We start from the raw sequence: 26,025 nt of genomic DNA on the forward strand, positions 1-26,025 counted from the left end.
GACGGCCGCACGCGGCGCGGCAGGGCGGCGGGGCCGTACCCGGGGGAAGCGCGGGGTGTGCTTTCGGGCAGTGCGGTGAGCCCTCAGGCAGCGCCGGGGTGCCCGGGCGTCGTCGGACCGGCTCGTCGCGGGCCGTTGTCAGATCAGTCCGTTGCGCAGTGCGTAGCCGACCGCGTGGGCCCGGTTGCGCAGTTGCAGCCGGGTGGTGACCTCGTGCAGGACGTTCTTGACGGTCCGTTCGGAGTACGCGGTCTTGCGGGCGATCTCCGCGGTGTCCAGGCCCTCCGACACCAGGCGCAGCATGTCCGCCTCGCGGGTGGTCAGTGTGGACAGGGACAGGCCCCGTGGGTCGAGCGCCGAGCGCTGGAGGCTGCCCACGTGGCTGAGCAGTTTGCCGAGCAGGTCGCCGGGCAGCACGCCCTCGCCGTTGGCTATCGCCAGGACCAGGTGGAGGAGCCGCTCCTGGTCGGCCTCGGCGCGCCGCAGCACCGCCGACACGCCGCACTCGATGACGCGTTGCAGTGCGCCGGAACCGAGGGTGCCGACCACGAGGCCCGTAGGGCTGCCGGTGTGCCGCAGCCGCTGCAGCAGGGCGGCCACATCGTCGTCGACGTGGTCCACGACCACCAGCGACGCCTGGGCCTGCTCCACGTCGGCGTCGTCGAGCAGGTCGATCTCGGGGCGCTGACGCAACTGCTGGACGACGCCGACGCGCAGGACCGGATCGGCGGCGTAGACGGCCAGGGTCACCCGGACCGGACGATCGGAGTGGGAGGACTGGTGCGTGGCCCGGGCCGGGGCGACCATAGGCGCCGTGAGGGCCGATGAGGCCGGATTGTGCTCGTCCGAACGGAACATGGCCGTATTACCACCTGATTCATGAGTGCGTGGGGGGGCATGGACGCGGCGGGCGGGGCGATCGCCGGAAAGGCCGGAAAGGCCGGAAAGCGGAGTGGGCACGACGGCGGGCCACATCAACGGCTTACAAACGTAAAGGAGTTGACTTGGGCTTCAAAGGCATCACGACTGCCCGCGTGTTGCCCTCGTATCCCTCGTGGCGGCCCGGGCCCGCTCCTACCGTGGTCGCGTGACGCCTTCTGCAGCCTCTTCCGGCCCCGGTGCGCCCAGCCTCGACATCCCGGCCGTGACGGTGGCGCCCGGCAGCACCGCCACGACCAGTCTGACCGTCCGCAACGACAGCGACATCGTCGAGGCGTACAGCCTGGAGGTCGTCGGGGACTGCGCCTCCTGGGCCACCGTGGAACCCCCTAGGGTCTCCCTCTACCCCGGCACCTCCGAGACGGTGACGATCCGTCTGGAGCCGCCGCGCTCGCCGGAGATACGCGCCGGTGAGCTGCCTCTGGGCGTACGGGTCCTGCCGACCGAGCATCCCGACGCAGTGACCGTCCCCGAGACCACCGTGCACATCGAGGAGTTCCACGAGCTGCGGACCGAGCTGGCCCCGCGCCGCCGGCGCGGCTGGCTGCGCGGCCGCTACCGGCTTGCAGTACGCAACCAGGGCAACACCCCGGTGCAGGTGGGCTTCACCCCCGGCCAGGCGGGCGAGGAGCTGGCGTTCGCCTTCAACTCGGCCGAGCCGAAGCTGGAGCCCGGCGAGTCGGTCGAGGTCGGGCTGCGGGTCCGTACGGGCAAGCCCGTGTGGTTCGGCTCCCCGGCGGTGTGGCCGTTCACCCTGGCCACCGCCGAGACCGGTGACCGGGACGGGACCCAGCCGGACGAGACCGCCGACCGGCCGCCGCTGGACGCGGAGTTCGTCCAGATCCCCATCTTCCCGAAGTGGCTGCTCGCCGTGCTCGCGGTGCTGCTCGCGCTGCTGCTCGCCTGGTTCACGCTGGTCCGCCCGGCGGTGCGCAGCGCCGCGAAGGAGGCGGCCAACGAGGTGGTCCAGCCGCGCCCCACGCCCGCAGGAGAGCAGGGCGGCAACGGGCAGACACCCGGCAACGGTTCCGGCGGCGCGAGCGCCTCGCCCGACGGTCAGGGCAAGGGCACCGGCAACGGTTCCGGAGCGGGCGGCGACGGCACCTCGACCGGAGACGGCACCGCGGTCGGCGGCGGTCAGCAGAGCTCGGCGACCATCGACCTGAAGACCTCCGGCGGGGCGACCGAGGCCGGCACCTACAAGGTGCCCGAGAAGAGCGTCTTCGGTGTGACGGACATCGTCGTCGCCAACTTCCAGGGCGATGAAGGGGTGATGACGATCAGCTTCGGCAACCGCAAGATCACCACGATCGCCCTGGAAACCTTCCGCAACCAGGACTACCACTGGGTCACCCCCATCAAGATCCCCGCGAACAACACCGTGACCATCGAAGTGACCTGCACGAAGCCGGGCACTCCGGCCACCGGCCGCCAGGCACAGGGATGTCACGAAGTCCTGAACGTGAGCGGCGTGGTCAGCCGCACCGAGTGAACCGCACTTCAAACTCTCGATCATTTTCGATTGATGTCGACTACATCTGTAAATAGTGGCCATCGATTCTGTCCAGAATCCGATAATCCTGGTCTCAAAAATGACATCCAGTCACAGACGGCACACATACAGCAGTCGGACTGACGGCATCGCCACGATTACCGGCAAGTAACGCGAGCGCCGGTGTCCGAAAAGTTCGGGTCGCCTGGGCGTGCGTGGTTTGCGGGCGGCAAGTCCTTGCCATGGCGAGGACTTGCCGCCGTCCGGCCTTCACGTCGGTGTGAACCGGCCGATAGACCCATGGCATGTCCTCCCCCTCTCAGTCCTCCGCCTTTCGGCGCAGACGCCGGCGGCTCGTGTCCGCCGCCACCGCGTTGCCGCTGCTGGCGTCGGGGCTCGCGCTTCTGCAAGCGCCCGCACAAGCCGCTCCGGCCAAGCCCACGGTTCCCGCCAGGCCCTCGGCGACCCACAAGGTCACCCTGGTCACCGGCGACGTCGTCACCGTCACCACGATGGCCGACGGCAGGCAGACCGCCGACGTCCACCGTCCGGACAGCGCCGTCGGAGGCGTGAAGATCCAGGAGATCAAGGGCGACCTGTTCGTCGTCCCGGACGAGGCGGCTCCGCTGCTGGGCGCCGGGAAGCTGGACCGGCGGCTGTTCGACGTCACCGCCCTGATCAAGATGGGCTACGACGACGCGAAGTCGGCCGCGGTGCCGCTGATCGCGGCGTACACCCGGCCGAAGTCCCGCTCCGCCGTCGAGCCGACGGCCCCCCGCGGCAGCAGGCTGACCCGCAAACTCAAGGGCATCCACGGTGCCGCGCTGAGCACCGAGAAGCGGCGGGCCCGCACCTTCTGGACCACCGTCGCGCCGCGGGGCGGCGCGAAGTTGGGCGCGGGTGTGTCGAAGCTGTGGCTCGACGGACGTGTGAAGGCCAGCCTGAAGGAGAGCGTGCCGCTGATCGGCGCGCCCGAGGCCTGGAAGGACGGCTACACCGGCAAGGGCGTCAAGGTCGCGGTGCTCGACACCGGCATCGACGTCAACCACCCCGACTTCGCGGGCGTGATCGACGGCACGACGAGCTTCGTGCCGGGCGAGGGCGTCACGGACGTCAACGGGCACGGCACGCATGTGGCCAGCACGATCGTCGGCTCCGGCGCCGCCTCCGGAGGCGACTACAAGGGTGTCGCCCCCGGCGCCGACCTGTTCGTCGGCAAGGTGCTCGGCGGCGCGGAGGGCTACGGCCAGGACTCCTGGGTCATGGCCGGCATGCAGTGGGCCGCCGAGTCCGGTGCGGACGTCGTCAACATGAGCCTCGGCGACACCTACCCGACGGACGGCAGCGACCCGATGTCGCAGACGGTCGACGCGCTGTCCGCGCAGTACGGCACGCTGTTCGTCATAGCCGCCGGCAACGCGGGCCCGGAGAGCGTCTCCGCCCCGGGTGCGGCCGCCTCGGCGCTGACCGTGGCCGCCACGGACAAGCAGGACCAGCTCGCGTCCTTCTCCAGCACCGGCCCGCTGGCCTACTCCGGCGGCATGAAGCCGGACATCGCGGCGCCCGGCGTCGACATCACCGCGGCCCGCTCGCAGGACATGACCGACGGTGGTGAGGGCCTGTACCGCACCCTCAGCGGCACCTCCATGGCCACCCCGCACGTGGTCGGCGCGGCGGCGATCCTGGCCCAGCGTCACCCGGACTGGACCGGCGCGCAGCTCAAGGAACACCTGATGAGCACCGCGAAGGGCCTGGACGGCGGGTACTCGCCGTACGAGGTCGGCACCGGCCGTGTCGACGTGGCCGCCGCCGTGCGCACCACGGTCCGCGGCACCGGATCGCTCTTCTTCGGCAACTACACATGGCCGCACGAGCCGAGCGACGCCGCCGTCACGAAGGACCTGACTTTCACCAACACCGGTTCCGCCGACGTCACGCTGAACCTGACGCTGACCGACGACGGCGGTCCGTTCGCGCTGGGAGACACCGAGGTGACCGTCCCGGCGGGCGGCACCGCCACCGTCCCGGTGACCGGTGACCCGCGAGCCGCCTCGGCAGGTCGGCACGTCGGCTACGTGATCGGCACCGACGCGGCCACCGGGAAGCCGGTGACCCGCACCTCCGTGGCGCTGCTCAAGGAGGAGGAGCGCTACGACCTGAGCATCAAGCTGGTCGGCCGGGACGGCAAGCCCGCCGCCGGCTGGGTGGGCATCAACCTGGCCGGCGACGTCTGGCCGTGGAACGTCTACGTCGACGGCTCGACCACCATGCGCATGGCACCCGGCACCTACACCGTCGCGGGGTACCTCGACGTGGCGGGAGAGAAGGCGGACCGCTCGGGCATGGCCGTGCTGGTCGACCCGGAGACCGTGCTCGAGAACGGCTCCGCGGACGTGGTGCTGGACGCGAGCAGGGCACACCTGCTGCGGACCGAGGCGCCCCAGCGCACCGAGGACCGCCAGCGCAAGGTCGACTTCAACGTCCACTACAAGGGCCTCGACCCGTACCTGGACTACCGCAGCGCGTACGTGCTGCCGACGACGTACGACGACGTCTACGTCGCGCCGACACAGCGGATGAAGCAGGGCGAGTTCATGCTGACCACCCGCTGGCGCAAGGGGGAACCGCAGCTCAGCCTGAGCACGGCGGGTGGTCACCGCAGCTTCGACGCCCTGGTGCAGGCGGGCAGCGCGCTGGGCACCGTCACGGACAGGCTGGACACCGTCTACGCGGGCGACGGCTCGGCGGCCGCGTACGAGAAGATCAGGGCCAAGGGCAAGCTCGTCGTCGTCGAGCGCAGCGACGGGGTCTCGCCGCAGGAGCGCGCCGAGGCGGCGGTGGCGGCCGGTGCGAAGGCGCTGATCGTGGTCAACGACGGTGTCGGTGCCCTGATGGAGTACGTCGGTGAATCGGCCGTCCCGGTCGCCACCGTGCACCGCGACGAGGGCAAGGCCCTGGTCGCGATGGCCAGGACCGGCCACTTCAAGCTGACCGCGAAGCAGACCGAGTACACGCCGTTCGTCTACGACCTGACCCGGGACTACCCCGGCCAGGTGCCGGACCGGCCCCTGGTCTACGAGCCGGCCAAGCGTGACCTCGCCCGGATCGACGCCCGCTACTACTCGGCCGCGGGCGGCACGTCGGCGGAGGGCTACCGGTCCGACTTCACCCTCAGCCCGTCGTTCAACTTCCCCGAGGCCGAGTGGCACCCGGGCACCCGCACGGAATGGGTGACCCCGGGCCAGAACTGGAGAGAGTTCCACGCGCAGGGCGTCGACGGAGCCCTGCCGTGGACGATGGTGTCGGGCGACAACACGTACGCCAAGGGCAGCACCACCCGTCTGGACTGGTTCGCTCCGGCGACCCGGCCCGCCCAGAGCGAGTCCTTCGGCGTGTACAACTCCCGTTGGCAGAACTACATGACCTGGAACGTGCAGGCGTGGGCCTCCGCCAGCGACACCATGCGGCTGGGCGGCTACCTGCCGTGGGGTGAGACGCCGTCCCACCTGAAGATCTTCCAGGGCGACACGCTCATCCACGACAACCCGGTCAGCGGGGACATGCAGTGGCAGGAGGTGCCGGCGGGCGACCTGCCCTACCGCGCCGTCCTCGACGCGGAGCGGCCCGGCGACGTCTTCCGGCTGTCGACGCGCACCCACTCCGAGTGGACGTTCAGGTCCGGCACGGTCGACTCGGACGACTTCGAGCCGTTCTCGGTGCTGAACCTGGACTACAAGCTGGAGTCGGACCTGCACGGCGACGTGAAGGCGGGTGCGAACCAGCGGATCGCGCTCAAGCCGGTGTCGATGGACCTCGGCACCGTGCCGGGCAAGGTCACCACGGTGAAGCTGGACGTCTCGTACGACGACGGTGCCACCTGGCAGAAGGTGACCTTGACCAAGGGCGACGGCGGTTACTGGAAGGGCTCGTTCAGGACGGCGAAGAAGCCCGGCGGCTTCATCTCGGTCCGCGCGAGCGCCGGGACGGACCGCGGCTACAGCGTCAAGAACGAGATCGTCCGGGCGTACGGCCTGCGATGAACCGCACTGGCGGGCCCCGGGGAGTCACCTCCTCGGGGCCCTTCCCGTCACACCTGCTCCCAGCAGGGACTGTTCAGGGTCTGCCGACTTGGCACATACTCTCCCCGCTGCGGCAAGTGGAAGAAGGTCGGTCGCCGATGCTGGACGTTCTGGGCCTCGAACCCGATGACGAGATGGTCTACCGGGCGCTGGTCGGACGGCCGAACTCCACCGCGACGCTGCTGTCGGATCTGCTCGCCGTACCGCAGGCCCACGTCGACAAGGCCTTGTCCCGGCTGGTCGAGTGGGAACTGGTGATCAGGTCGGCGGACGAGCAGTTCACCGCCGCGCCGCCGGCCATGGCGTTCGGCGCTCTCATCAGTCAGCGCCGGGACGGGCTGCGGATGGCCGAGCAGGCACTGGTGACCCTCGCCGAGGAGCACCGGGCCGCGATGACCGGGAACAGCATCAACGATCTGATCGAAGTCGTCACGGGCCGCGACGCCATCCGCCATCGCTTCCTCCAGGTGCAGCAGGCGGCCCGTACGCAGGTCCGCAGCTTCATCACCGCGCCGTTCCTCGCCGTCCCGCCCGAAGAGAACACGGCCGAACCCATGGCCATCGACCGCGGCGTGCACTTCCGGGCGGTGCTGGACCGGGCCGTACTGGCAGAGCCGGGCATCATCACCGATGCGATCGCCTCACTGCGCAACGGCGTGCAACTGCGTGTCGCCGACCAGCTGCCGATGAAACTCGTGCTGGCCGACGCCGACCTCGGCCTGGTCCCGCTCACGGTCACACCGGCGGGAGAGCCCGGCGCCGTGCTGCTGCACCGCAGCGGCCTGCTGGACGCGTTGGACGCGCTGTTCGAGACGGTATGGCGCACCGCCCACCCGCTCGAACTGTCGGGCACCGGCACAGAGGCCGAAACCACCGTGGAGCTCGGTGTGGAAGGCCCGAGCGACCTCGACCGCAGGATCCTCGCGCTCCTGCTGGCCGGCCTGACCGACCAGACGATCGCCGCACAGCTGGGCCTGTCACCACGCACACTGCACCGACGCCTGCGCCACCTCATGGACATGGCCGGAATCCGTACCCGGATGCAGCTCGGCGGTCACGCCGTCCGGCACGGCTGGGCAGCGCCACCCGTACCGGTCCGGCAGACATCTCCTCCTGCCGCGCACGGCGATCCGGACGAAACCGCCTAGCCGGCTCGGGCCGGGCCGCCGAGGGGTCCTACTTCTTCACGGGGTCCAGGCAGAGGACGAACTTGTCAGCGTCCCACTGCTGCGCGAGCGCGGCCTCGCCGACCGTGCACGCGTTGATGTCGAAGGTGTTCTCGACGACCTTGAGGACCTTGTAGTTGGCGTCCTTGTCGTCGCAGCTCTTGGTCTCCACGTCGGGGTTGTTCTCGGAGCCGGTGACCTTGACGCAGTCCCCGACCTCGGCGCGTACCGGGGAGTCGAAGACGTAGCCGATACCGAGCTTCACCACCACCGCGACGACGATCAGGACGACGACACCGAGAACCTTCTTCAGCTTGCCCTCCCTGGCGGGGGCGGCAGCCGCGGGCGCGGCCCCGGGTACGGGCTGCCCCGGGTTCTGGGAGAACTGCGGGTCCTGCGGGGCGGCGGGGGGCGTCTGAGCGCTCATCTGCGGTCTTCCTGGATCTTGCAGGGATATCGAACGCGCGCACGCTACACGAGACATAAGAACCAGATAAGCGCGGGGTGCGGGAAGATCGTCGCAGGTGTCGGGGCACTAGCGACTGCGGCGGCGGCCCTTGGAGCGGCGGGGATAGGGGAAGAGCCGCGGGCGGCGCTTGGCGGCCACGTCCTCGATCCAGCCGAAGAGCAGGATCGCCAGGCAGATCAGCGGAACGGCGAGCACCAGCGGGGTCCACTGGCTCGACAGCAGCCACTGGGCGTGGTGGTAAAGGAAGCTGTTGCTCCACAGCGGGTCGATCAGCGGCTCGGTCACCACCAGCGCGACGGCGTGCCACAGGTAGACCGTGACCGCGCGGGAGTTGAGCAGGGTGATCACGCCGTTGAACCGCTCCAGCGGCTTGGGCCACCGCTCCCAGGACGGGCTCAGGTGAAGCAGCAGCAATACCGCGCCGAACGACCAGATCGCCTGGGCGACCGGTACCGCTTCCAGATCGTGCCCGAACCGCGGGTTCTCCACCGGCGACTGCATCAGCCACCAGTAGCCGAACATGAGCACCAGCGGTGCGACGGACGGCACGATGTACTGCGGGATCCTGCGGAGCAGCCCCTCCTGGTGGGCCATGCCGAGCAGCCAGCAGGAGCCGAAGGTGGTGAAGTCGGTGACGGCTTCCATCAGCCGGCCGGACTGGTCGACCAGGCCGGAGTTGATGAAGAACGCGAGCGCCAGCGGCACCAGCAGGGTGACCCAGGGCAGCTTCCGCATCGCCTTGAGCATGAGCGGCGACAGCAGGACGTACCAGAGGTAGGCACGCAGGTACCACAGCGGCACACAGATCTGTTCGGCCCAGGAACTCGGCAGGTGCCCGCCGAAGGTGTGCAGCGAGGCCCCGAACGGCGGCTCGCTGAACGGCAGGATCCAGTAGGCCAGGTCGCCCCACCACCAGTTGACGTGAAGGGCGTCGGGCCTCCAGCCTTCCAGGAGCATCAGCGGCACCACGACCGCGCCGAACAGCCACATCGGCGGCAGCAGACGGCGCAGCCGGCCGCGGATCACGCCCAGCGCCGGCCGGTTGAGGGACCGCACCATCAGCGACCCCGCCAGCGCGAACATGACGCCCATGGAGGGGAAGACGATCGGCAGCCAGGTCCAGCCGAAGTTGTGGTAGATCACCACGCGGACCAGGGCGAGCGCCCGCAGCAGGTCGAGGTAGCGGTCACGGCCGGGCTTGTGCGCGGGCGCGGGGGCGGCTTCCTCGGGCTGCGGGTCGAAGTGCGCGGCAAGCACGGCAGGGTCCGTCACCCGCAGGGCGACGGTGTCGGAAGAGTTCCGGGTGCCGAAGGCACCTCGATCCGCGGTACTCATGAAGACGTCGCCCCCGTTGTGTGCTCAAGCCCGACCTCACCGGTGCGCTTCAGCTTCTGCCAGCGCAACCGGCCCCCGGTCAGCGCGGTGATGGTGGACTGCAGCAGCACCATGTACATGAGCACCCGGTAGACCACCTGCTGGGCCGGCAGCGTGATCAGGTGCCACGCCTTCTCCTTGTCGAGGTGGAAGGACCACCAGGCGCAGACGGCCTGAAGGGTCATCACCGCGAACCAGGCGGCCAGGGTCCTGTACGCGTCGACGAAGACCACGCCGTAGACCATGCCGATGTCGATGGCGGGTGCGAGCAGCGGGGTGACCACCATGAACAGGGCGACGAACGGCAGGCCCACCCGGCCGAAGCGGCCGGCCGCGCCGCGCTCCAGCACCGCGTGCCGGTGCTTCCACATCGCCTGCATGGTGCCGTAGCTCCAGCGGTAGCGCTGCGACCACAGCTGCTTCATGCTGACGGGCGCCTCGGTCCAGGCCCGGGCGTTCTCGGCGTAGACGACCTTCCAGCCGGCCCGGTGCAGGGCCATGGTCACGTCGGTGTCCTCGGCGAGCGTGTCGTCGCTCATGCCGCCCGCCTGCTCCAGCGCCGAGCGGCGGAAGCCGCCCACGGCGCCGGGGATGGTCGGCATGCAGTTGAGGACGTCGTACATCCGGCGGTCGAGGTTGAAGCCCATCACGTACTCGATGTGCTGCCAGGCGCCGATCAGCGTGTCGCGGTTGCCGACCTTCGCGTTGCCGGCCACCGCGCCGACGCGCGGGTCGGCGAAGGGCTGCACGAGCTCACCGACGGTGGCGGGTTCGAAGACCGTGTCGCCGTCCATCATGACGATCAGGTCGTACGAGGCGGCGGCCACACCGGTGTTGAGGGCGGTCGGCTTGCCGCTGTTCGGCTGCCGGATCAGCCGGACCATCGGCAGGTCGAGTTCCTCCACGATGGCGGACGTGTCGTCGGTCGACCCGTCGTCGACCACGATCACTTCGATGGGGTGGTCGCTTCTGGTCAGGGAGAGCAGGGTGTTGGTGATGCACTCCTGCTCGTTGTACGCGGGCACCACCACGGTGACCGGTTCGGTGACCGGGTCGCCCCAGGTGAAGCCCGGTTTGCGGATGCGCCGCACGTGGATGGCCGAGAGCACCAGCATCAGCGCGAACCGCACCATGACCAGCACGCCGACGACCGCGAGGAGGCCGACCAGCCAGGGCAGCAGCCGCACCGAGAAGGTGGTGCACCACAGGAACGCCTTGCCGACCCACAGGTTGTAGCTGGTGACCTCGGCGTTGGCGGAGCCGGTACCGAGCGCCTCGCCGGTGGTCTTGAAGGCGTAGCCCTGGGCCTTGAGCTTGTCGATGATGATCGGCAGCGCGGCCAGCGTCTGCGCCCGGTTGCCGCCCGCGTCGTGCAGCAGGATCATCTCGCCCTGGCCGGGGAGGTCGGGCATGGCGGCCTTGACGATGGAGTCGACGCCGGGGCGCTTCCAGTCGTCGGTGTCCTTGTCGATGAAGGCGGTCAGGTACCCCTCGGACCCGGCCTGCTTGGTCACCGGCCACGACCAGTCGTCCAGCGCGTCCACGGTGGAGGAGTAGGGCGGGCGGAACAGGCTGGAGTGGATGCCGGCGACACCGGCCAACGCGAGCTGGGTCTCGCCCAGCTCCCAGGTGAGCCGGGTGCCGGAGTGCATCGCGAGGTCGGGGTGGGTGAAGGTGTGCAGACCGATCTCATGGCCTTCGGCCACGATCTGGCGGATCAGCGCCGGGTTGCGGGTGACCATCGAGCCGGTGACGAAGAAGTCGGCGCGGACGTTCTTCTCCTCCAGCACCTTGAGGATCTTCGGCGTCCACTGGGCGGACGGTCCGTCATCGAAGGAGAGGACGACGGTCCTGTCCGGGATCGTGTAGCTGACCGGCTTGTTCTTCTTGGCGCCGCGCGCGTCGACGACCGGGCCGCCCTCCAGAACGCTGGTCGGGACGGTGGTCTTGTCCACCGAGGTGGCGATGGCCTCGTCGTGGAAGACCTCGTTGTTCGCCATGCCCCGGAGCACCATCAGCGCCAGCAGGGTCGCCAGTACGGTCACCGGCAGAAAGAAACGCAGGGGAGGCGCGGCGAGTCGGCGCGGCCGCGCTATGGACTGCCGTGAGCGTTGACGGCGGGAGCGGGACATGGATTTCCTGGTGGTCGCGTCTGGCTATGGCACGGTGGCGGTGGCGGGGGTTGACGCCGCCGTGCCGGCCGTCGTCGTCGCGGTGGCCGACGGCTCGGTGTCGATGACGGTGGTCGACTCCGTGGTACCGGCGGCCGTCGTCGCGGTGGCCGACGGCCCGGTGCCGGTGACGGTGGCCGACTCCGTGGTACCGGCCGCCGTCGTCGCGGTGGCTGACGCGGCGGCATCGGTGGTGGTCGCTGTGGCGGTGGCGCTCTGTCCGGGTTCGGCGGCGCCGGGAGCCGCGGGCAGCGGCGCGTTCAGGTACTGGCTCGGCGGCGTGGTGTCAGCGGTGGCGGGGACGGTGAGCGCGGGCGCCTGCGACTGGGTTCCGACCAGGCCGGAGACCATCGCCACCACGCACCCGGCGCAGAGGACGCCCACCAGCCAGCCGAGACCGCGCAGACGGCGGCCACGGGCACCGGTCTGGTCCACAAAGACGGGAGCGGGCTCGACCTCCGTGGAGGTACTGGTCATCGACGGCCTCGAGCCTTCCTGCGTCGTGTTACACGTGTTACCACTGCCGGTTCGACGACGCCGAAAGCTGTGAGTAGCGCGAAAAAGTGATGCATATGCAAGGAAGGGGAGATTATCCGACCACTCCCGATCGTGTACAAGATTACATATGAAGAATCGGTGAATGTCACGAGGGTCTCGTAGAGTTCCGGTGACGTCGCTTGCCTCCTGCCCGATCGGACCTTCCCGCATGGCCATGACCCGCCGCCGCAGCCGCCTCTCGGTCGCCGCGATCCTGATGGTCGCCGTCTCGTTCCTGGTGGACGCCTGCGGTGGCGCGGGAAGCGAGGCCGGTGTCAAGACGGGTGGAGCCGGCGCCCCCGCCGCGCACTTCCAGGTCTCGTCCATGCTCAAGCCGTCCGGCCGCGCGCTGGGCGTCGTCGACGACAAGACGCCCTGGCAGTACGACATCGTCGACGCCTTCGCCGAAGAGGCCGGGCGGACGCCCGACATCCGCGAGTACTACAGCTCCTGGGGCGACGACTTCGACACCGAGGGCAACGCCTTCCTGTGGAAGCGCGGCCAGTTGCCCATGATGGCTCTGGTGCCCTCCGACACCTCGCTCGCCCACATCGCCCAGGGCGAGGACGACGCCTACATCCGCCGGCTGGCGGACCAGATCGCCGCCTACGACGGCCCGCTGGCCCTCTCCTTCGCCGGCGAGATGAACGGCCCGTGGAACTCCTGGGGCCCCGGGCACGCCAAGCCCGCCGACTTCGTCGCGGCATGGAAGCACGTACACGACACTTTTGCCGCACAGGGCGTCACCAACGTGATCTGGGTGTGGACTCCGCACGTGGTCGACTCGGGCACGACCGCGAAACTGCGCCCGTACTATCCGGGCGGCGCCTACGTCGACTGGGTCGGCCTCATCGGCTACTACGGGCCGATCGACGGCGCCGCCTTCTCCAGCCTGTTCACCCCCACACTGCGTCAGATCGCTGGCTTCTCCGGCAAGCCGGTGCTGATCGCGGAGACCGGGGTGGCGCAGAGCGACCGCAAGGAAGAGCACATCCGTGACCTGTTCCAGGGTGCCGCGAAAGCCGGCGTCATCGGGCTCGTCTGGTACGACCAGCGCAAGGACTGGCCGGGCGGCAAGCAGCTGATGGACTGGCGGATCAGCACCTCGGTGGGTGCGCTGGCCGCGTTCCAGGTGGAGACGGCCCGGAACGGCTTCGGTCATTCGTTCAAGAACGGCTGATCCAGGGCGGGCTGGGGAAGCCGGGCGCGAGCCCGCGAGGGACGACGTTTTTCATGGCGCATCAATGCGGCTGACGCATGCGGATGCCCGACCAGGGGAGATCACGGAGATGTCGACGGAACCGTCGCCGGGCCAGGGTGCGCCGCAGGAGGACCTCGGCTGGGCCTTCCGGCCCCGTAAGTCGGCTGCCGGCCCGCAGCCGTACCCGGGAACGCCGGCGGACTCGGCCGACCGGCCGCAGCCGTACCGGGAGCAGCGGCAGCCGGAGCCGACCGTCCCGTCGTGGGACGGCAGGTCTCCGGCCGAGCGGGACGGCAGGTCGTCCGACACGCGGTGGGACGGCACCATGCCGCTGGGGGTTTCCGAGTTGCGCGCCGACGCCCACGAGGCCGTGCGCGAGCCGGGGCACCGGACATCCCCGCACATCCTGCGCGACAGCGGGTGGGCGGACCAGGAGTCCGGATACCCGTCGGCGGCCACCGCCGTCCTCGACCGGGAGGCCCTTCGCCACCCCGGGCCCGGCGCCGCGCAGCCGGGGCCCCCTGCGGGCGGCGAACGAGCCGGGAAGACCAGGCGGGTGGGCAGGATCGTGCTCACCCTCGCCGTCCTCGCCGCCGCCGGCGGGGCCGCCACCGTCATGCTCAAGCAGGAGGAGGCCGCTGCCGTCGCCTCGGAGAAGCTGACGCGGGTGTGGCAGATACCGGCGCCGGCCGCCGACGACGCGCTCATCGGCAGCTGGCTCACCGACAAGCTGCTCGTCCGGGCCAGCAGCCGAGGCGGCCTGCGGGCCTACGACCTCACCGACGGCAAGCAGGTGTGGCGCGCCGCGTCCCCCGCCACCGCCGCCGGGCGCGGCACCGTCCCTTGCGGGATGTCGCCGACGGTCAGCGCCCAGGGCATCGGCACGGTCGCCTTCGGCAAGGACGGCAGCACCTGCACCTGGCTGGCCGGCGTCAAGGCGTCCACCGGCAAGATTCTCTGGTCCCTGCCGCTGACCAGCAAGAAGCACCCCGTGGCGGCGACCGCCACGACCTATCTGCAGGGCAATGTCGCCACCGTCGTCGGCGTGAACTTCCTCGGCGGTGTGGACCTCCGCACCGGCAGCCGCGTCTGGGGCTACCAGGCCCGCGGTCACTACTGCAACGCCTACGGCTGGGGCGCCGACGGCGTCGTGATGGTGGACGACTACTGCCTCGACAAGAAGACCAGGTTCATCCTCACCGCGTTCGACGGCAAGACCGGGAAGGTGATCTGGCGGAAGGCCGAGCGCGCCCACTCGGATGTGACGCACATCCTGTCCGGCTCCCCGCTGGTCGCCGCCGTCCACACGGCGCGCCAGGACGCCGTGCGGGTCTTCGACACCAAGGGGACCGGCCGCAAACTGGCCGTGGGCAACGACGAACTCACGACCGGCAACGAGACCGGCGCCGACCACTCCGCCCGGCTCTACGGCAAGGTCCTGGTCACCCCGGCCACGGCCGCCGGCAGCCCGGTGATCGACGGCTTCGACACCACCACCGGCGCCAAACTCTGGACCCAGCGCTCCGCCGTGCTCGCCGTCCCCGCGTCCGGCGCGGACGACAAGGTGTACGCCATCACCACGTCCGGCTCCCCGCAGCTCGTCACCATCGACGCACGCACCGGTCGCACCACCCCGGTCGCGGGCCTGCCGGTGGGGACCGGCAAGTGGGGCTTCACCTCCGGCACGGTGTACGTCACCTCGGACGGCAGCGTGCTGGAACTCAACGCCCTCGGGTCGCACGGCGGCGTGCGGTTCTACCAGTAGGGCCTTCCGCCGGGCGGCGGGATCACTGTCGGGCGCGGTCGGCCGGTCTCGTACGCACGCCTCTCCGCTACCGCGCCTGGGCGAGGGACCCGGTCCGCCCGGCCGGGACCTCCGCCGCGTCCGCTGCCGGCTTTCTGCCGAAGTAGACCCAGACCAGGGTGGCGAGGACCGAGCCGTTGAGCAGGAAGAGCAGCCACAGCAGCTTCGGCAGGAAGCGGACGCGGTCACGGGGCGTGCGGGCGCAGTCGATCAGACCCCACAGCCAGATGGAGCCCGCGAGGGCGATCAGCGCGAGGGACGTCAGGTCCACCATGTGCAGCATCCGTCTTCTCCTTGCTCGGACTCGGTTCGGACTCGGGCTCGGGCTCCGCGGGAGCGGCCTTCACCCCCTCATCGGACGGACCCCTCCGATCGGTTCACGAAAACCCCGACCGGATTCGAGGAAGCGCGGACCGGTTCGGGCAGGCACCGGTCGATTCACGGACGCGCTCAACGGGCCCCGGTGCCACGGCAGACCACCGCCCGCTCCCCGGCCGAGCCAATGGTCATGCGCAAGTAAAATGCTATGATCCCGCCACTCGCCTGGGGGGTGTCCGAACGTCATATGCCCGCACGTCTGTGACCTGCGGTGCGACGGCCCACGCACATGCCTCTCCACGCTTTCAGCCACCGTTCCCGGAGAGGTCCCGCATGGGCAGACGCGCGCTCGTACGATGCGCAACCGCCGCCGCTGTTTCCTTCACGCTCGCTCTCGGACTGAGCCCACTGACGGCCGGCGTCGCGCAGGGTGAACCGGTCACCGGAGAGGTGGTCGTGCCGGCCACCACGTCCCTGGTTCCCCGGACGGGCCTGCTGAGCGCGGGACCCTCGGGATTCCTCCGGTACGAGGAGGGACGCGGTCAGCTGTGGACGACGTACGACGGTGTCGACACCGTCGTCGACGCCTCGGGCACGGACGCGTACGGCGTCACGAGTGCCGGCGCGGGTTCGGACGTCGTCGCCCGCTTCGACAGCTCCGCCCGGACCGTGACACTGCGGAACATGACGTCGGGTCAGGTCGGCACGGTCGCGCTGCCCGACGGACACTTCTACTTCAGCACGCTCGGGTCGACGGTCGTCACGACGACGGGAACCCCGGGCGACTCCCGGTGGCATCTGCTGGACGCCCGCGACGACGGCTCCGTCTCCGACCGCACGGTGGAGGGCGTCCCCTCCGGTGTCTACACGCAGTCCGCCGCCGGTCTGGGCGACGCGCACGGACAGGTCGTGCGGTACCGCAAGGGCGACGACGAGGTCACCGGGTGGCTCGACGTCGCGCAGGCACGCTTCACCGCCCTGCCGTACGAGGTGCTGCCGTGGTACGACATGGTCGCGCTCAGCCCCACCCACCTGGTGTGGTGCTACGACGGTGTCCTGCACGTCGCCTCCCGCCAGAACCCGGACGCCATCGTGCGGACCGTGCGCGTCGGCGACATCTCGCAGGTGCTGGGCCTGGTCGGCGACACCGTGATCGTGGCCCGGTACGACTCCTCCCTGGGCAGGTCCGGCACCGACCGCGCGGTCTCGCGGGTCGAGGCCGTCCCCCTCGACGGCTCCGCGCCGCGGACGCTGATGGCCAGGACGTCGGTGCGGGCCATGGCGACTCCGGACGGCGGGCTCCTCGTACCGGGCGGCGCCGACACGGACCACTGGGGCGTCTCCCTCGTCGAGGCCGCCCCGGGCGGCGGGGTCACCGTGCGCCGGATCGCGGACGCGTACCCCCGCAAGGCCGCCCACACGGTCTCCCAGCTGACCCTCTCCCAGGGGCGGCTGACCACCGTGGAGCTGGACCCCGTGGGCGACTGGACGTATCTCCACACCCGTGAGACGGGGGTGGCCGGCTCCCCCACGGCGGGAACGCGCACCACCCGTGGCCGGATCACCATGGAGAACTACGCGGAGGGCCGCCCTCGTCTCCTCGACACCGGCGACGGCCGGACGGTCCTCGCCGGCTTCGGCACGGACACCGCCCAGCAGCCCCAGCTCCTCGGGGCCGGCCAGTCGCTGCCCGGCACCCGGATCGACAGCTCCCGCAGCTATCGGACCGCGGCCGCCGCGAACGGCCGCTTCGCCGCCCTGAGCAGGCCGTACGACAGCAACGGAGTGACGGAGACCCGGATCGTCGACGTCGACTCCGGACGCACGGTGTTCACGACGACGGAGAGCGTGCGGGCGATCTGGGGCACCACCGTGTGGGTGATGTCCGGCAACGACAGCGTGGTCCCCTACGACCTGCTGACCGGAAAGCAGGGCGAGCCGGTGTGGTTCGGCCGCGGCTGCCTGCTGAACGACTTCCAGGCGGTCGGCCGGTGGCTGCTGTGGAACTGCGTGCTCGACTCGGAGGGCCAGGGCGTCTACGACACCGTCACCGAGCGGAATCTGACGCTGGTGTCGGGCGGCGGCTGGGAGCAGGCGCAGCTCGGCGACGGCTTCGTCGCGACGGTCGCGTCCGGACAGCTCAAGGTGATCGACGTGCGCGGCGGGACACCCGTGGCGCACACCGCCGGGGCGTTCGAGGGCAACGCCTGGGACGTCGACCCGTACACCGGTGTGATCGCCCAGCTCCGCTCCGACAACAGCATCCGTCTGACCGCCAGTGACGTCCCCGTCTCGGCGCTCGTCCAGCGCGACGCCACCGTCGCCGCCTCGGTCGACGTCAAGGGCGGCGCCACGCAGTGGAGCCCGAAGTGGTGGCTGAACAAGCCCGCGGCCTCCTGGAAGCTCGAGATCGGCGACAAGGCCGGTGCGGCCGTGCGGGCGCTTTCCGGCGGTCCGGCCCGCGGTGTGGTGGACCCGGCCTGGAACGGCAAGGACGGCTCCGGCCGGCTGGTGCCCAACGGCGCCTACACCTGGAAGCTGACCGTCACCCCCGCGGACGGGCAGGGCGCGGCGCTGACGAGGACGGGTTCGGTCAAGGTCACCGGAGCCGCCGCGGTCCGCCGCGACTTCGTCGGGTCGGACGGCTTCGGCGAACTGGTGACGCTCAACAGCTCGGGCGGGCTGACGTACCAGTACGGGACGGGCAAGGGAACGTTCACCGGCAAGGTGTCGGGCTCCGGGTGGCCGACCACGGTGAAGGCGGTGCCCTTCGGCGACCTGAGCGGTGACCGCTGCAACGACGTGCTCGTACGGTTCAGCAGCGGCTCGCTGCGCGCCTACCGGCCCGCGTGCGGAGCGGCGGTGACTCCGTCCACCGCGTACACCTCGCTGGGCACGGGCTGGAACCAGTACGACGTGCTGACCTCGCCCGGGGACGTCAGCGGCGACGGCCGGGCCGACCTGATCGCCCGCCAGTCCTCGACCGGCGACGTCTACCTCTACAAGGCGACGAGCACGGGCGCCTTCTCCGCCAGGGTGAAGATCGCCTCCAAGTGGACGGGGTACAAGAAGGTCGTGGGTGCCGGTGACCTCAACGGCGACGGTCACGGTGACCTGCTGGCCCAGGACAAGTCGAACGAGCTGTGGCGCTACGACGGCACGGCGGCCGGCACGTTCAAGGCCCGCGTGAAGGTCTTCAACGACTGGGGTTCGTCGTACAACGTGGTCGTGGGCGTCGGCGACGTCACCGGCGACGGCAGAGCCGACCTCGTCTCCCGCGACACCGCCGGCACCGTCTGGCGCAACGACGGCAACGGCAAGGGCTCCTTCGGCGGCCGTACGAAGACCGCCACCGGCTGGCAGGGGTACAAGGGCCTGTTCTGACCGGCCTCCGCCACCACCGATCGGGCCCGGACGACACATGTCGTCCGGGCCCGATCGCTGTCACGGGCCCACGGCAGGTCAGCCGGTACGGCCCCGGACATCGCGCGGATGCGGGCCGGTGCGCGGGGACGGACGGGCCACCGTGGCCGCGATCAGGAGGAACACGCCGACCAGGGCGGCGGGGACGGCGGCCGTCAGCCAGTGGCCGCCGGTGGGGCCGGTGGTCAGGAGAAGGCCCGCCGTGGCCGCGGCGGTGGCGAGGCCGGTGGCGGTCAAGGCGGCGAAGACGGTACGGCCGTTCCCGGAGCGGTCCTCGGCGGCCGTGGACCCGCTCCCGAGCTGTGCCCAGTGGCGGGCCGCCTCCGCGGCCTCGCGCCGGCGTCGTACCACCGCGCGGGCCCGGAGGCCGAGGGTGACCGCCGTACCCGCCGCGGCGGCGAGGGCGGGGATCCACCATGCCCCGGTCACCAGGAACAGGGCGGCTGTCGTTCCGGCCGTGCTCCAGGCGCTCACGCAGGCCGCGGCCGCGCTCCGGCGGGAGCGGGGACGGTCGGCGCCCGCGCGCAGATCGGCGAGGGCCGGGACGTACCAGACGCTGCCGGACACCGTCAGCAGTGCGGCGCCCAGCGCCAGAACGGGCTGCGCCATGGCTCAGTCCACCGCCTCGGCCGCGGCGATCTCCGGGTGGTGCAGGTCGAAGGCCGGGGACTCGGACCGGATCCGCGGCAGCGAGGCGAAGTTGTGCCGCGGTGGCGGACAGGAGGTCGCCCACTCCAGCGAACGGCCGTAGCCCCACGGGTCGTCGACCTCGACCTTCTCGCCGTACCTGGCCGTCTTCCACACGTTGTAGAGGAACGGCAGGATCGACAGGCCCAGCAGGAACGACCCGATCGTGGAAAGGGTGTTGAGGACGGTGAAGCCGTCGGAGGCGAGGTAGTCGGCGTAGCGGCGCGGCATGCCCTCGACACCCAGCCAGTGCTGGACGAGGAAGGTGAGGTGGAAGCCGACGGTCAGGGTCCAGAAGGTGATCTTGCCGAGACGCTCGTCGAGCATCTTGCCCGTCATCTTCGGCCACCAGAAGTGGAACCCGGCGAACATCGCGTACACGACCGTGCCGAAGACCGTGTAGTGGAAGTGCGCCACGACGAAGTACGAGTCGGAGACATGGAAGTCCAGCGGCGGTGCCGCCAGGATGACCCCGGTCAGACCGCCGAAGACGAACGTGACCAGGAAGCCCGTGGTCCACAGCATCGGTGTCTCGAAGGACAGACTGCCCTTCCACATGGTGCCGATCCAGTTGAAGAACTTCACCCCCGTCGGCACCGCGATCAGCATGGTCATGAAGGAGAAGAAGGGCAGCAGCACACCACCGGTGACATACATGTGGTGCGCCCACACCGTCACCGACAGGCCCGCGATGGCGATGGTGGCGCCGACCAGGCCCATGTAGCCGAACATCGGCTTGCGGGAGAAGACCGGGATCACCTCGGAGACGATGCCGAAGAACGGCAGCGCCAGGATGTAGACCTCGGGATGGCCGAAGAACCAGAACAGGTGCTGCCAGAGCAGCGCGCCGCCGTTCGCGGGGTCGAAGACATGGCTGCCGAACTTGCGGTCGCACTCCAGCGCGAACAGGGCCGCCGCCAGCACCGGGAAGACGATCAGGACCAGCAAGGCGGTCAGCAGCACGTTCCAGGTGAAGATCGGCATGCGGAACATGGTCAGACCGGGGGCCCGCATGCAGACGATGGTGGTGATGAAGTTGACCGCGCCGAGGATGCTGCCGAAGCCCGACAGCGCGACGCCCATGATCCACATGTCGGCGCCGAGCCCCGGCGAGTGGACGGCGTCGGACAGCGGCGCGTACAGGAACCACCCGAAGTCGGCGGCGCCGTCCGGGGTCAGGAAGCCGAAGGCCGCGATCGAGGAGCCGAACAGGAACAGCCAGTAGGCCAGCATGTTCAGCCGGGGAAAGGCCACGTCGGGCGCGCCGATCTGAAGCGGCATGATCCAGTTGGCGAAGCCGGTGAACAGCGGCATCGCGAACATGAGCAGCATGATCGAACCGTGCATCGTGAACGCCTGGTTGAACTGCTCGTTCGACATGATCTGCAGTCCTGGCCGGGCCAGTTCGGCGCGCATCAGCAGCGCCATGACACCGCCGACACCGAAGAACACGAACGCCGTGACCAGGTACAGCGTCCCGATCCTCTTGTGGTCGGTGGTCGTCAGCCAGTCCACCCACGACGCGCGGACGGGCGCCTCGGCGGACGTTCCGCCGGGCCTCCCGGACACCTCGCCGGCCGCGCGTGCCGCGGGGACCGTGTCCGTCCCGGCGACCGCGTCCGTCCCGTCGGCCGTGGCCGCCGCGGCGACCCCGTCCGTCTCATCGGCCGTGCGTGCCGCGCCGACCGCGTTCGCCGCCCCGGCCCTGCCGGCCGCGGAGACCGCGGTGCGCGGTCTCACCGCCTCCTCCGGGTGCGTCTGTGCCTCGTCCACCGGACGACTCCCTCCCCTTCTCCACATGTCCCGCCCCCTGAGGCGTGTCCTGTTCGTGGCACACGTCCCGCTCAGGGCGTCGGCGGGCCGGGAAGTGCCGCGCACGGGGGTGGACGCGGTGCCGCCTCCCGGCCGCCGCCTCATGATCGGCTCCGGGACACGGGGGCCGGATAGGGCCGAACAGCCCCTGCGAAGGCCCTGGCCGGAGGGCCCAACGGCCCCTCCGGTCCCGATGGGCGACAGCTGACGGGCCCGGAGCCGGTCCTCTCGTGCGGGCCTCGCCGACGAGCCCGGACGCCCGCTTCCGCCGCCGTCGGCCCGCTAACTGCCGGGCGGGTGAACGAAAGTGAGGCGCGCGGGCGGGAGACGGGTGCGCCCGGTCCGGGGGCGTGGCCCGGTGTCCGTACGGCCCTGGCGCCCTGGGCCGTTCGGCCCTATCGGCCCCGGGCGGCGAAGTGATCTTCTGGCACGGCGGCCGGGTGCCCCAGCCCACGCGACTCCCGTTCCCCCGTACGGGAGTGGGCTGGAGCACTCGGTACGCGCCGAGAACGGCTTCGGCCGGTACGGACCGCACCGGACGAGTGAGGGTTGCCGAAGAACAGCCGGTCCGCAGGGAGGCTCAGTTGCGGCGCAGCTTCGTCACGATCTTCATGGTGCTGGCGATCGGCGGCACGATCGGCTCACTCGCGTACCCGGTGTTCTACTCGTACCCCCACCGTTTCGACGCGGTGAAGGCCGCCATCGCCGACCCCGGCCCCGTGGTGAGCACGCCCTGGGGACCGCTGAGCAGCGCCGACCGCGACCTCGTGGTGCAGGTGGAGCTGGACGGCCTGTGGGAGATATCCGCGGGCCGGCAGGCGATCGACAGGGCCCCCACGAAGGACGTCGAGGAGGCGGGCGACCAGCTGGTGGCCGGCCACACCGACCTCGACAAGCGTGTCCGCACCCTGGCCGGCGACCTCGCCATCGTCCTGCCGACCCAGCCGACCGCCGAGCAGCAGGGCTGGCTCGCGCAGCTGACGGCGGCTCAGGACGGCGAGTACCGGACGCTGTTCGCGAATCTGCTGCGCGAGGAGCACGGCAGGATCTTCCAGCAGCTCGCCCAGGTGCGCAGCAGCACCCGCAACACGCTGGTACGGGATCTGGCCACGGTCGCCAACCGGACCGAGCTCGGCCACATCTCCGCGCTGGAGAGGACCGGATACGTCGACTTCGACGCCGTCGCGCACGGGGCGACGGCCTCTCCGGCCGCGATCCCGACCGTGCTTCCGGTGCCGTCGTCGCCGTGAGCACCGGCGCCCCGGCACCGGCGGGGCATACCGGCGGCCCCGCACGGGCGGGGCGCGCCGGGATCCGGGGGCGGAGAGGGCGGGCGGTTCAGCGTGCGAACGAGCAGTTTCCCCACGCGGTGGCCAGGGCGTCGGGAATCGCCGGGATGTCGCCGCAGCCGTGCGGACCCGCGGGGAGGCCGTCGCTCGCGATGTAGGCCCAGCCGCCACCCGAGTCGCGGAAGTACTTGGTGACGCTTCCCTCGTCCTGCATGCCCACGAGTTCCGCCTGTGTGGCACCCGCGAACGGCTGGAAACGGGTGGCGGCGTAGCGGACGGTTCCGCACTGACCGTAGAAGAACGTGTGCGGCACCGGCTCGATGTGCTGGAAGTGAGTGACGTCGTGCCGGTACATCCGGGTGACCTCGGTCTTCACCGCGTCACCCACGGCCAGGTTGCGGCAGCCCGCGACGGCGGTGGCCGTGTGGCCGGCCGGGGTGGCGGTGGCCCGCTCCGGGGAACCGGTGGCCGAGCCGCGCGACGGGGCGCTCGTGCCGGCGGGACTCGACGCGGGTGAGGCGGCCGGGGCCGGGCTGTCCTTCCGGACGGCCGCCGCGGCCGAGGCGGCCGCGGAGGAAGTGGGGGTGTCCGCGGCGGAGCTCGTGCCCGCCGAGTCCTGGCACCCCGTCAGCAGCATGATCCCGCCCGCCAGCGCCAGCGCCGACGTACGTCTGAGACCCGACATGTCCCATCCTCGTTCTCGACGACTTCGCCCGGCCGGCTCCCACCGGCCGTCCCGGTCCTCCCGACCGGCGAAGTCATGGTCACGACATGCGTGACCACGGCATACGGCCGTCGCTCGCCCGGCCGCGGATTCTGTCCCCCAGGACACGCACGGGACCGCCCCGAAGTTGCAGTGAGAAGGATGCGGGATGGTCTCGATTCCGTATACGGACCGTGGTGCACGGCGATCGCCGTGCACCACGGAAAACCTGATCCCCGTGCGTCGCGAAACCTGTCTTTGTCACGGTAGACATCGAGCTGTGGCGTGATTAGGGTTTCTTGTACAGACAGCGTCGGTCCGGAGGAGAACGCTCCCGGTCCGGCGAGTGATCCACACCGAGCCAAGGACGGAGGAAGCAGACGCCATCAGGATCGCGCGGCCCCGGAGCAGCACAGCCGGTACCGCAAGAACCCGGAATGGACGGTGGTTTCCGGTCACGGCATACACGATCCCCGCTCATCCGCCCCGCAGACGGGCCCGGTAGCGGAAACAGAAGGTCGGCTTCGCAGCGGAGCCGGCAGATGGTGTTCAATTTCCTTCGGGGCCCTGGTGCCGTACGGCAACGGGGCCCCTCGACGCGTGCCACGACGAGGTGAAATGACAGCGGACACTCCACTCAGTGGTCGTCTCGACGACGACGACTATCCCGCGTACACGATGGGCAGGGCCGCCGAGATGCTCGGCACGACGCCCGGATTCCTCCGGGCCATCGGTGAGGCCCGGCTGATCACTCCGCTCCGCTCGGAGGGCGGCCACCGCCGCTACTCCCGCTACCAGCTGAGGATCGCCGCCCGCGCGCGGGAACTCGTCGACCGGGGGACCCCGATCGAGGCCGCTTGTCGCATCGTCATCCTCGAGGACCAGCTCGAGGACGCCCAGCGCATCAACGCCGAGTACCGGCGCGCCACCCAGGCGGAACGGGAGGGATCCAGCGCCGGCTGAACACGTCCCGGCGGTGACCTCCCGGAACGTCCGGCCCGGTCGCCGCCCCCCGAACTCCCCGACGCGCCCTGCGCCGGTACGACGTACAGGAAGCGGCCGACCATGTACGACCAGACACGCGCCCAACAGCCTCCGGAGGGGCGGCCCGGTTCCGCCGGACGTCGTACGCCCGGCCCGGAACCGCTGCTCGGGGCGGACGAGCGGGCCGACATCACCCAGCGGCTGAACCACGCGCTCAACACGTTCGCGCACAGCCCGCTGGAAGCCCTGGAAGAGGCCGAGACCGCGTTCGGCGAGGCCGCCGCCCAGCTCATGAGCGCCCTCACGGAACGACGGAGCGACCTCCACGCGGCCTGGCACGGCCAGGACCCCGAGACCCAGGGCGAGGAACTGCGCCACGCGCTGCGGCAGTACCGCGAGATCACCCAGCGGCTGCTGCGCATGTGAGCACACGCGACGGTGCCCCGGGTCTTACGGTGCGGTGACGTGGTGGGCGTGGTGCTGTCGCCGGACACGGCGGCGGTCCTAGCGTGCGTTCCATGCGTGTACTGGTTACCGGCGGGGCCGGGTTCATCGGAGGTCGGATCGTCGCGACCCTGCGTGCGCGAGGCCACGAGGCGGTCGTGTTCGACCTGCGGGACGGCCTCGACGTGCGGGACGCCGAGGCCGTCGCGGGGGCGCTGGACGGCGTGGACGCGGTGTGCCACCAGGCCGCGATGGTGGGTCTCGGCACCGGTTTCGGCGACGCCGTCGAGTACGTGTCGCGCAACGACCTCGGCACGGCCGTGCTGCTCACCGGGATGGCGGACGCGGGGGTACGGCGGCTCGTGCTCGCCGGGTCGATGGTCGTGTACGGGGAGGGGCGGTACGCGTGTGAGCGGCACGGGGTGGTCCGGCCGGGGCCGCGTGCCGTCGCCGATCTGGACGCGGGGCGCTTCGAGCCGCTCTGCCCGCGCTGCGGTGAGGAGTTGACTCCGGGCCTGGTGGGTGAGGACGCGCCGGTGGACCCGCGCAATGTGTACGCGACGACCAAGCTGGCCCAGGAGCACCTCGCGGCGGCGTGGGCCCGTTCCACGGGCGGCACCGCGGTGTCCCTGCGCTATCACAACGTCTACGGACCCGGGATGCCCCGCGACACCCCGTACGCGGGCGTCGCCTCCTTCTTCCGTTCCGCGCTCGCCCGCGGTGAGGCCCCGCGCGTCTTCGAGGACGGCGGACAGCGGCGGGACTTCGTCCACGTGCGGGACGTGGCCGCCGCCAACATGGCCGCCCTGGAGGCGGGTTCGCCGAACGGCTCGCTCGCCGTCTACAACACCGGCAGCGGCGAGCCTCGTACGGTCGGCGAGATGGCACGGGCGCTGTCGGACGCGTACGGGGGCCCCGAACCGGTCGTGACCGGGGAGTACCGGCTGGGGGACGTACGGCACATCACCGCGGACTCGGCCCGGCTGCGGGCCGATCTCGGCTGGAAGGCGGAGACCGGATTCACCGAGGGGATGCGGGAGTTCGCGACGGCGCCGTTGCGCGGCGACTTTGCGGACACGGCCTAGGGCTTTCGACGGCCGGAAGGCCCGGGATCTCGCAGGGTGAACGCCCCG

At 70.7% G+C, this 26,025-nt stretch carries 19 protein-coding genes; 10 read left to right on the forward strand and 9 right to left on the reverse strand.

What is annotated here, in order from left to right; translation table 11 throughout:
• Positions 1–138: 138 nt before the first annotated feature.
• Positions 139–807 (reverse strand): helix-turn-helix transcriptional regulator, encoded by a 669-nt coding sequence (locus OG780_RS20460; protein WP_328458258.1) that lies wholly within the window; start codon positions 805–807, stop codon positions 139–141.
• Positions 808–1,087: 280 nt separating this feature from the next.
• On the opposite strand from OG780_RS20460, the gene OG780_RS20465 reads away from it, so the two are divergent.
• From OG780_RS20465 to OG780_RS20475, 3 genes are all read left to right on the forward strand, one after another.
• Entirely contained in the window at positions 1,088–2,431 is a 1,344-nt protein-coding gene (locus OG780_RS20465) for a COG1470 family protein (protein WP_328450242.1), read from the forward strand.
• Positions 2,432–2,736: 305 nt separating this feature from the next.
• Entirely contained in the window at positions 2,737–6,471 is a 3,735-nt protein-coding gene (locus OG780_RS20470; protein WP_328450244.1) for a S8 family peptidase, read from the forward strand.
• A gap of 137 nt (positions 6,472–6,608) precedes the next feature.
• Positions 6,609–7,658 (forward strand): helix-turn-helix domain-containing protein, encoded by a 1,050-nt coding sequence (locus OG780_RS20475; protein ID WP_328450246.1) that lies wholly within the window; start codon positions 6,609–6,611, stop codon positions 7,656–7,658.
• A 28-nt stretch (positions 7,659–7,686) separates the two neighbouring features.
• Here the strand turns inward: OG780_RS20475 and OG780_RS20480 are convergent, their stop codons facing one another.
• The 4 genes from OG780_RS20480 to OG780_RS20495 all read right to left on the reverse strand — a co-directional run bounded on the left by OG780_RS20480 (position 7,687) and on the right by OG780_RS20495 (position 12,167).
• Positions 7,687–8,103, reverse strand: a complete 417-nt coding sequence (locus tag OG780_RS20480; RefSeq protein ID WP_328450248.1) for an LppU/SCO3897 family protein — start codon at positions 8,101–8,103, stop codon at positions 7,687–7,689.
• A gap of 108 nt (positions 8,104–8,211) precedes the next feature.
• Complete coding sequence (locus OG780_RS20485) at positions 8,212–9,480, reverse strand: acyltransferase family protein (protein ID WP_328450250.1); 1,269 nt, start codon at positions 9,478–9,480, stop codon at positions 8,212–8,214.
• Positions 9,477–11,651 (reverse strand): glycosyltransferase, encoded by a 2,175-nt coding sequence (locus OG780_RS20490; protein ID WP_443062183.1) that lies wholly within the window; start codon positions 11,649–11,651, stop codon positions 9,477–9,479. Before OG780_RS20490 ends, OG780_RS20485 begins: the two co-directional genes overlap by 4 nt.
• A gap of 24 nt (positions 11,652–11,675) precedes the next feature.
• On the reverse strand, positions 11,676–12,167 hold the full coding sequence (locus OG780_RS20495; RefSeq protein WP_328450252.1) for a hypothetical protein: 492 nt from the start codon (positions 12,165–12,167) through the stop codon (positions 11,676–11,678).
• 229 nt (positions 12,168–12,396) lie between these two features.
• On the opposite strand from OG780_RS20495, the gene OG780_RS20500 reads away from it, so the two are divergent.
• Positions 12,397–13,407, forward strand: coding sequence for a glycoside hydrolase family 26 protein (locus OG780_RS20500; RefSeq protein WP_328450254.1), 1,011 nt, complete (start codon positions 12,397–12,399; stop codon positions 13,405–13,407).
• A 109-nt stretch (positions 13,408–13,516) separates the two neighbouring features.
• Positions 13,517–15,193: an outer membrane protein assembly factor BamB family protein gene (locus tag OG780_RS20505; RefSeq protein ID WP_328450256.1), complete on the forward strand. Its 1,677-nt coding sequence runs from the start codon at positions 13,517–13,519 to the stop codon at positions 15,191–15,193.
• Positions 15,194–15,260: 67 nt separating this feature from the next.
• On the opposite strand, the gene OG780_RS20510 is transcribed toward OG780_RS20505, so the two are convergent.
• Positions 15,261–15,515: a hypothetical protein gene (locus OG780_RS20510; RefSeq protein ID WP_328450258.1), complete on the reverse strand. Its 255-nt coding sequence runs from the start codon at positions 15,513–15,515 to the stop codon at positions 15,261–15,263.
• A gap of 368 nt (positions 15,516–15,883) precedes the next feature.
• On the opposite strand from OG780_RS20510, the gene OG780_RS20515 reads away from it, so the two are divergent.
• Entirely contained in the window at positions 15,884–18,934 is a 3,051-nt protein-coding gene (locus OG780_RS20515; RefSeq protein ID WP_328450260.1) for an FG-GAP-like repeat-containing protein, read from the forward strand.
• A 78-nt stretch (positions 18,935–19,012) separates the two neighbouring features.
• Here the strand turns inward: OG780_RS20515 and OG780_RS20520 are convergent, their stop codons facing one another.
• Both OG780_RS20520 and ctaD read right to left on the reverse strand, forming a co-directional pair.
• Positions 19,013–19,582, reverse strand: coding sequence for a hypothetical protein (locus OG780_RS20520; RefSeq protein WP_328450261.1), 570 nt, complete (start codon positions 19,580–19,582; stop codon positions 19,013–19,015).
• 3 nt (positions 19,583–19,585) lie between these two features.
• Positions 19,586–21,229: an aa3-type cytochrome oxidase subunit I gene (gene ctaD / locus OG780_RS20525; protein ID WP_328458262.1), complete on the reverse strand. Its 1,644-nt coding sequence runs from the start codon at positions 21,227–21,229 to the stop codon at positions 19,586–19,588.
• Positions 21,230–22,056: 827 nt separating this feature from the next.
• Here ctaD and OG780_RS20530 point away from each other — a divergent pair.
• Entirely contained in the window at positions 22,057–22,722 is a 666-nt protein-coding gene (locus tag OG780_RS20530) for a DUF4142 domain-containing protein (protein WP_328450263.1), read from the forward strand.
• Positions 22,723–22,810: 88 nt separating this feature from the next.
• Here OG780_RS20530 and OG780_RS20535 read toward each other — a convergent pair whose 3' ends face one another.
• Positions 22,811–23,446: a hypothetical protein gene (locus OG780_RS20535; RefSeq protein WP_328450265.1), complete on the reverse strand. Its 636-nt coding sequence runs from the start codon at positions 23,444–23,446 to the stop codon at positions 22,811–22,813.
• Positions 23,447–24,082: 636 nt separating this feature from the next.
• On the opposite strand from OG780_RS20535, the gene OG780_RS20540 reads away from it, so the two are divergent.
• From OG780_RS20540 to OG780_RS20550, 3 genes are all read left to right on the forward strand, one after another.
• Entirely contained in the window at positions 24,083–24,427 is a 345-nt protein-coding gene (locus OG780_RS20540; RefSeq protein ID WP_328450267.1) for a MerR family transcriptional regulator, read from the forward strand.
• Between the two features lie 102 nt (positions 24,428–24,529).
• Positions 24,530–24,874, forward strand: coding sequence for a hypothetical protein (locus tag OG780_RS20545; RefSeq protein WP_328450269.1), 345 nt, complete (start codon positions 24,530–24,532; stop codon positions 24,872–24,874).
• A gap of 92 nt (positions 24,875–24,966) precedes the next feature.
• Positions 24,967–25,977 (forward strand): NAD-dependent epimerase/dehydratase family protein, encoded by a 1,011-nt coding sequence (locus OG780_RS20550; RefSeq protein ID WP_328450271.1) that lies wholly within the window; start codon positions 24,967–24,969, stop codon positions 25,975–25,977.
• The last annotated feature ends 48 nt before the right edge of the window (positions 25,978–26,025 follow it).

It is taken from the genome of Streptomyces sp. NBC_00386 (assembly GCF_036063235.1).
Lineage (GTDB): Bacteria > Actinomycetota > Actinomycetes > Streptomycetales > Streptomycetaceae > Streptomyces.

Excerpts from the sequence above, each read along its gene's own strand:
- OG780_RS20490 (WP_443062183.1), bottom strand. The coding sequence starts at position 11,651 with ATGTCCCGCTCCCGCCGTCAACGCTCACGGCAGTCCATAGCGCGGCCG.
- OG780_RS20495 (WP_328450252.1), bottom strand. The coding sequence starts at position 12,167 with ATGACCAGTACCTCCACGGAGGTCGAGCCCGCTCCCGTCTTTGTGGAC.
- OG780_RS20475 (WP_328450246.1), top strand. The coding sequence starts at position 6,609 with ATGCTGGACGTTCTGGGCCTCGAACCCGATGACGAGATGGTCTACCGG.
- OG780_RS20470 (WP_328450244.1), top strand. The coding sequence starts at position 2,737 with ATGTCCTCCCCCTCTCAGTCCTCCGCCTTTCGGCGCAGACGCCGGCGG.
- OG780_RS20485 (WP_328450250.1), bottom strand. The coding sequence starts at position 9,480 with ATGAGTACCGCGGATCGAGGTGCCTTCGGCACCCGGAACTCTTCCGAC.
- OG780_RS20460 (WP_328458258.1), bottom strand. The coding sequence starts at position 807 with ATGGTCGCCCCGGCCCGGGCCACGCACCAGTCCTCCCACTCCGATCGT.
- OG780_RS20545 (WP_328450269.1), top strand. The coding sequence starts at position 24,530 with ATGTACGACCAGACACGCGCCCAACAGCCTCCGGAGGGGCGGCCCGGT.
- OG780_RS20480 (WP_328450248.1), bottom strand. The coding sequence starts at position 8,103 with ATGAGCGCTCAGACGCCCCCCGCCGCCCCGCAGGACCCGCAGTTCTCC.
- OG780_RS20500 (WP_328450254.1), top strand. The coding sequence starts at position 12,397 with ATGGCCATGACCCGCCGCCGCAGCCGCCTCTCGGTCGCCGCGATCCTG.
- OG780_RS20535 (WP_328450265.1), bottom strand. The coding sequence starts at position 23,446 with ATGTCGGGTCTCAGACGTACGTCGGCGCTGGCGCTGGCGGGCGGGATC.
- OG780_RS20515 (WP_328450260.1), top strand. The coding sequence starts at position 15,884 with ATGGGCAGACGCGCGCTCGTACGATGCGCAACCGCCGCCGCTGTTTCC.
- OG780_RS20550 (WP_328450271.1), top strand. The coding sequence starts at position 24,967 with ATGCGTGTACTGGTTACCGGCGGGGCCGGGTTCATCGGAGGTCGGATC.
- OG780_RS20510 (WP_328450258.1), bottom strand. The coding sequence starts at position 15,515 with ATGCTGCACATGGTGGACCTGACGTCCCTCGCGCTGATCGCCCTCGCG.
- OG780_RS20505 (WP_328450256.1), top strand. The coding sequence starts at position 13,517 with ATGTCGACGGAACCGTCGCCGGGCCAGGGTGCGCCGCAGGAGGACCTC.
- OG780_RS20540 (WP_328450267.1), top strand. The coding sequence starts at position 24,083 with ATGACAGCGGACACTCCACTCAGTGGTCGTCTCGACGACGACGACTAT.
- OG780_RS20520 (WP_328450261.1), bottom strand. The coding sequence starts at position 19,582 with ATGGCGCAGCCCGTTCTGGCGCTGGGCGCCGCACTGCTGACGGTGTCC.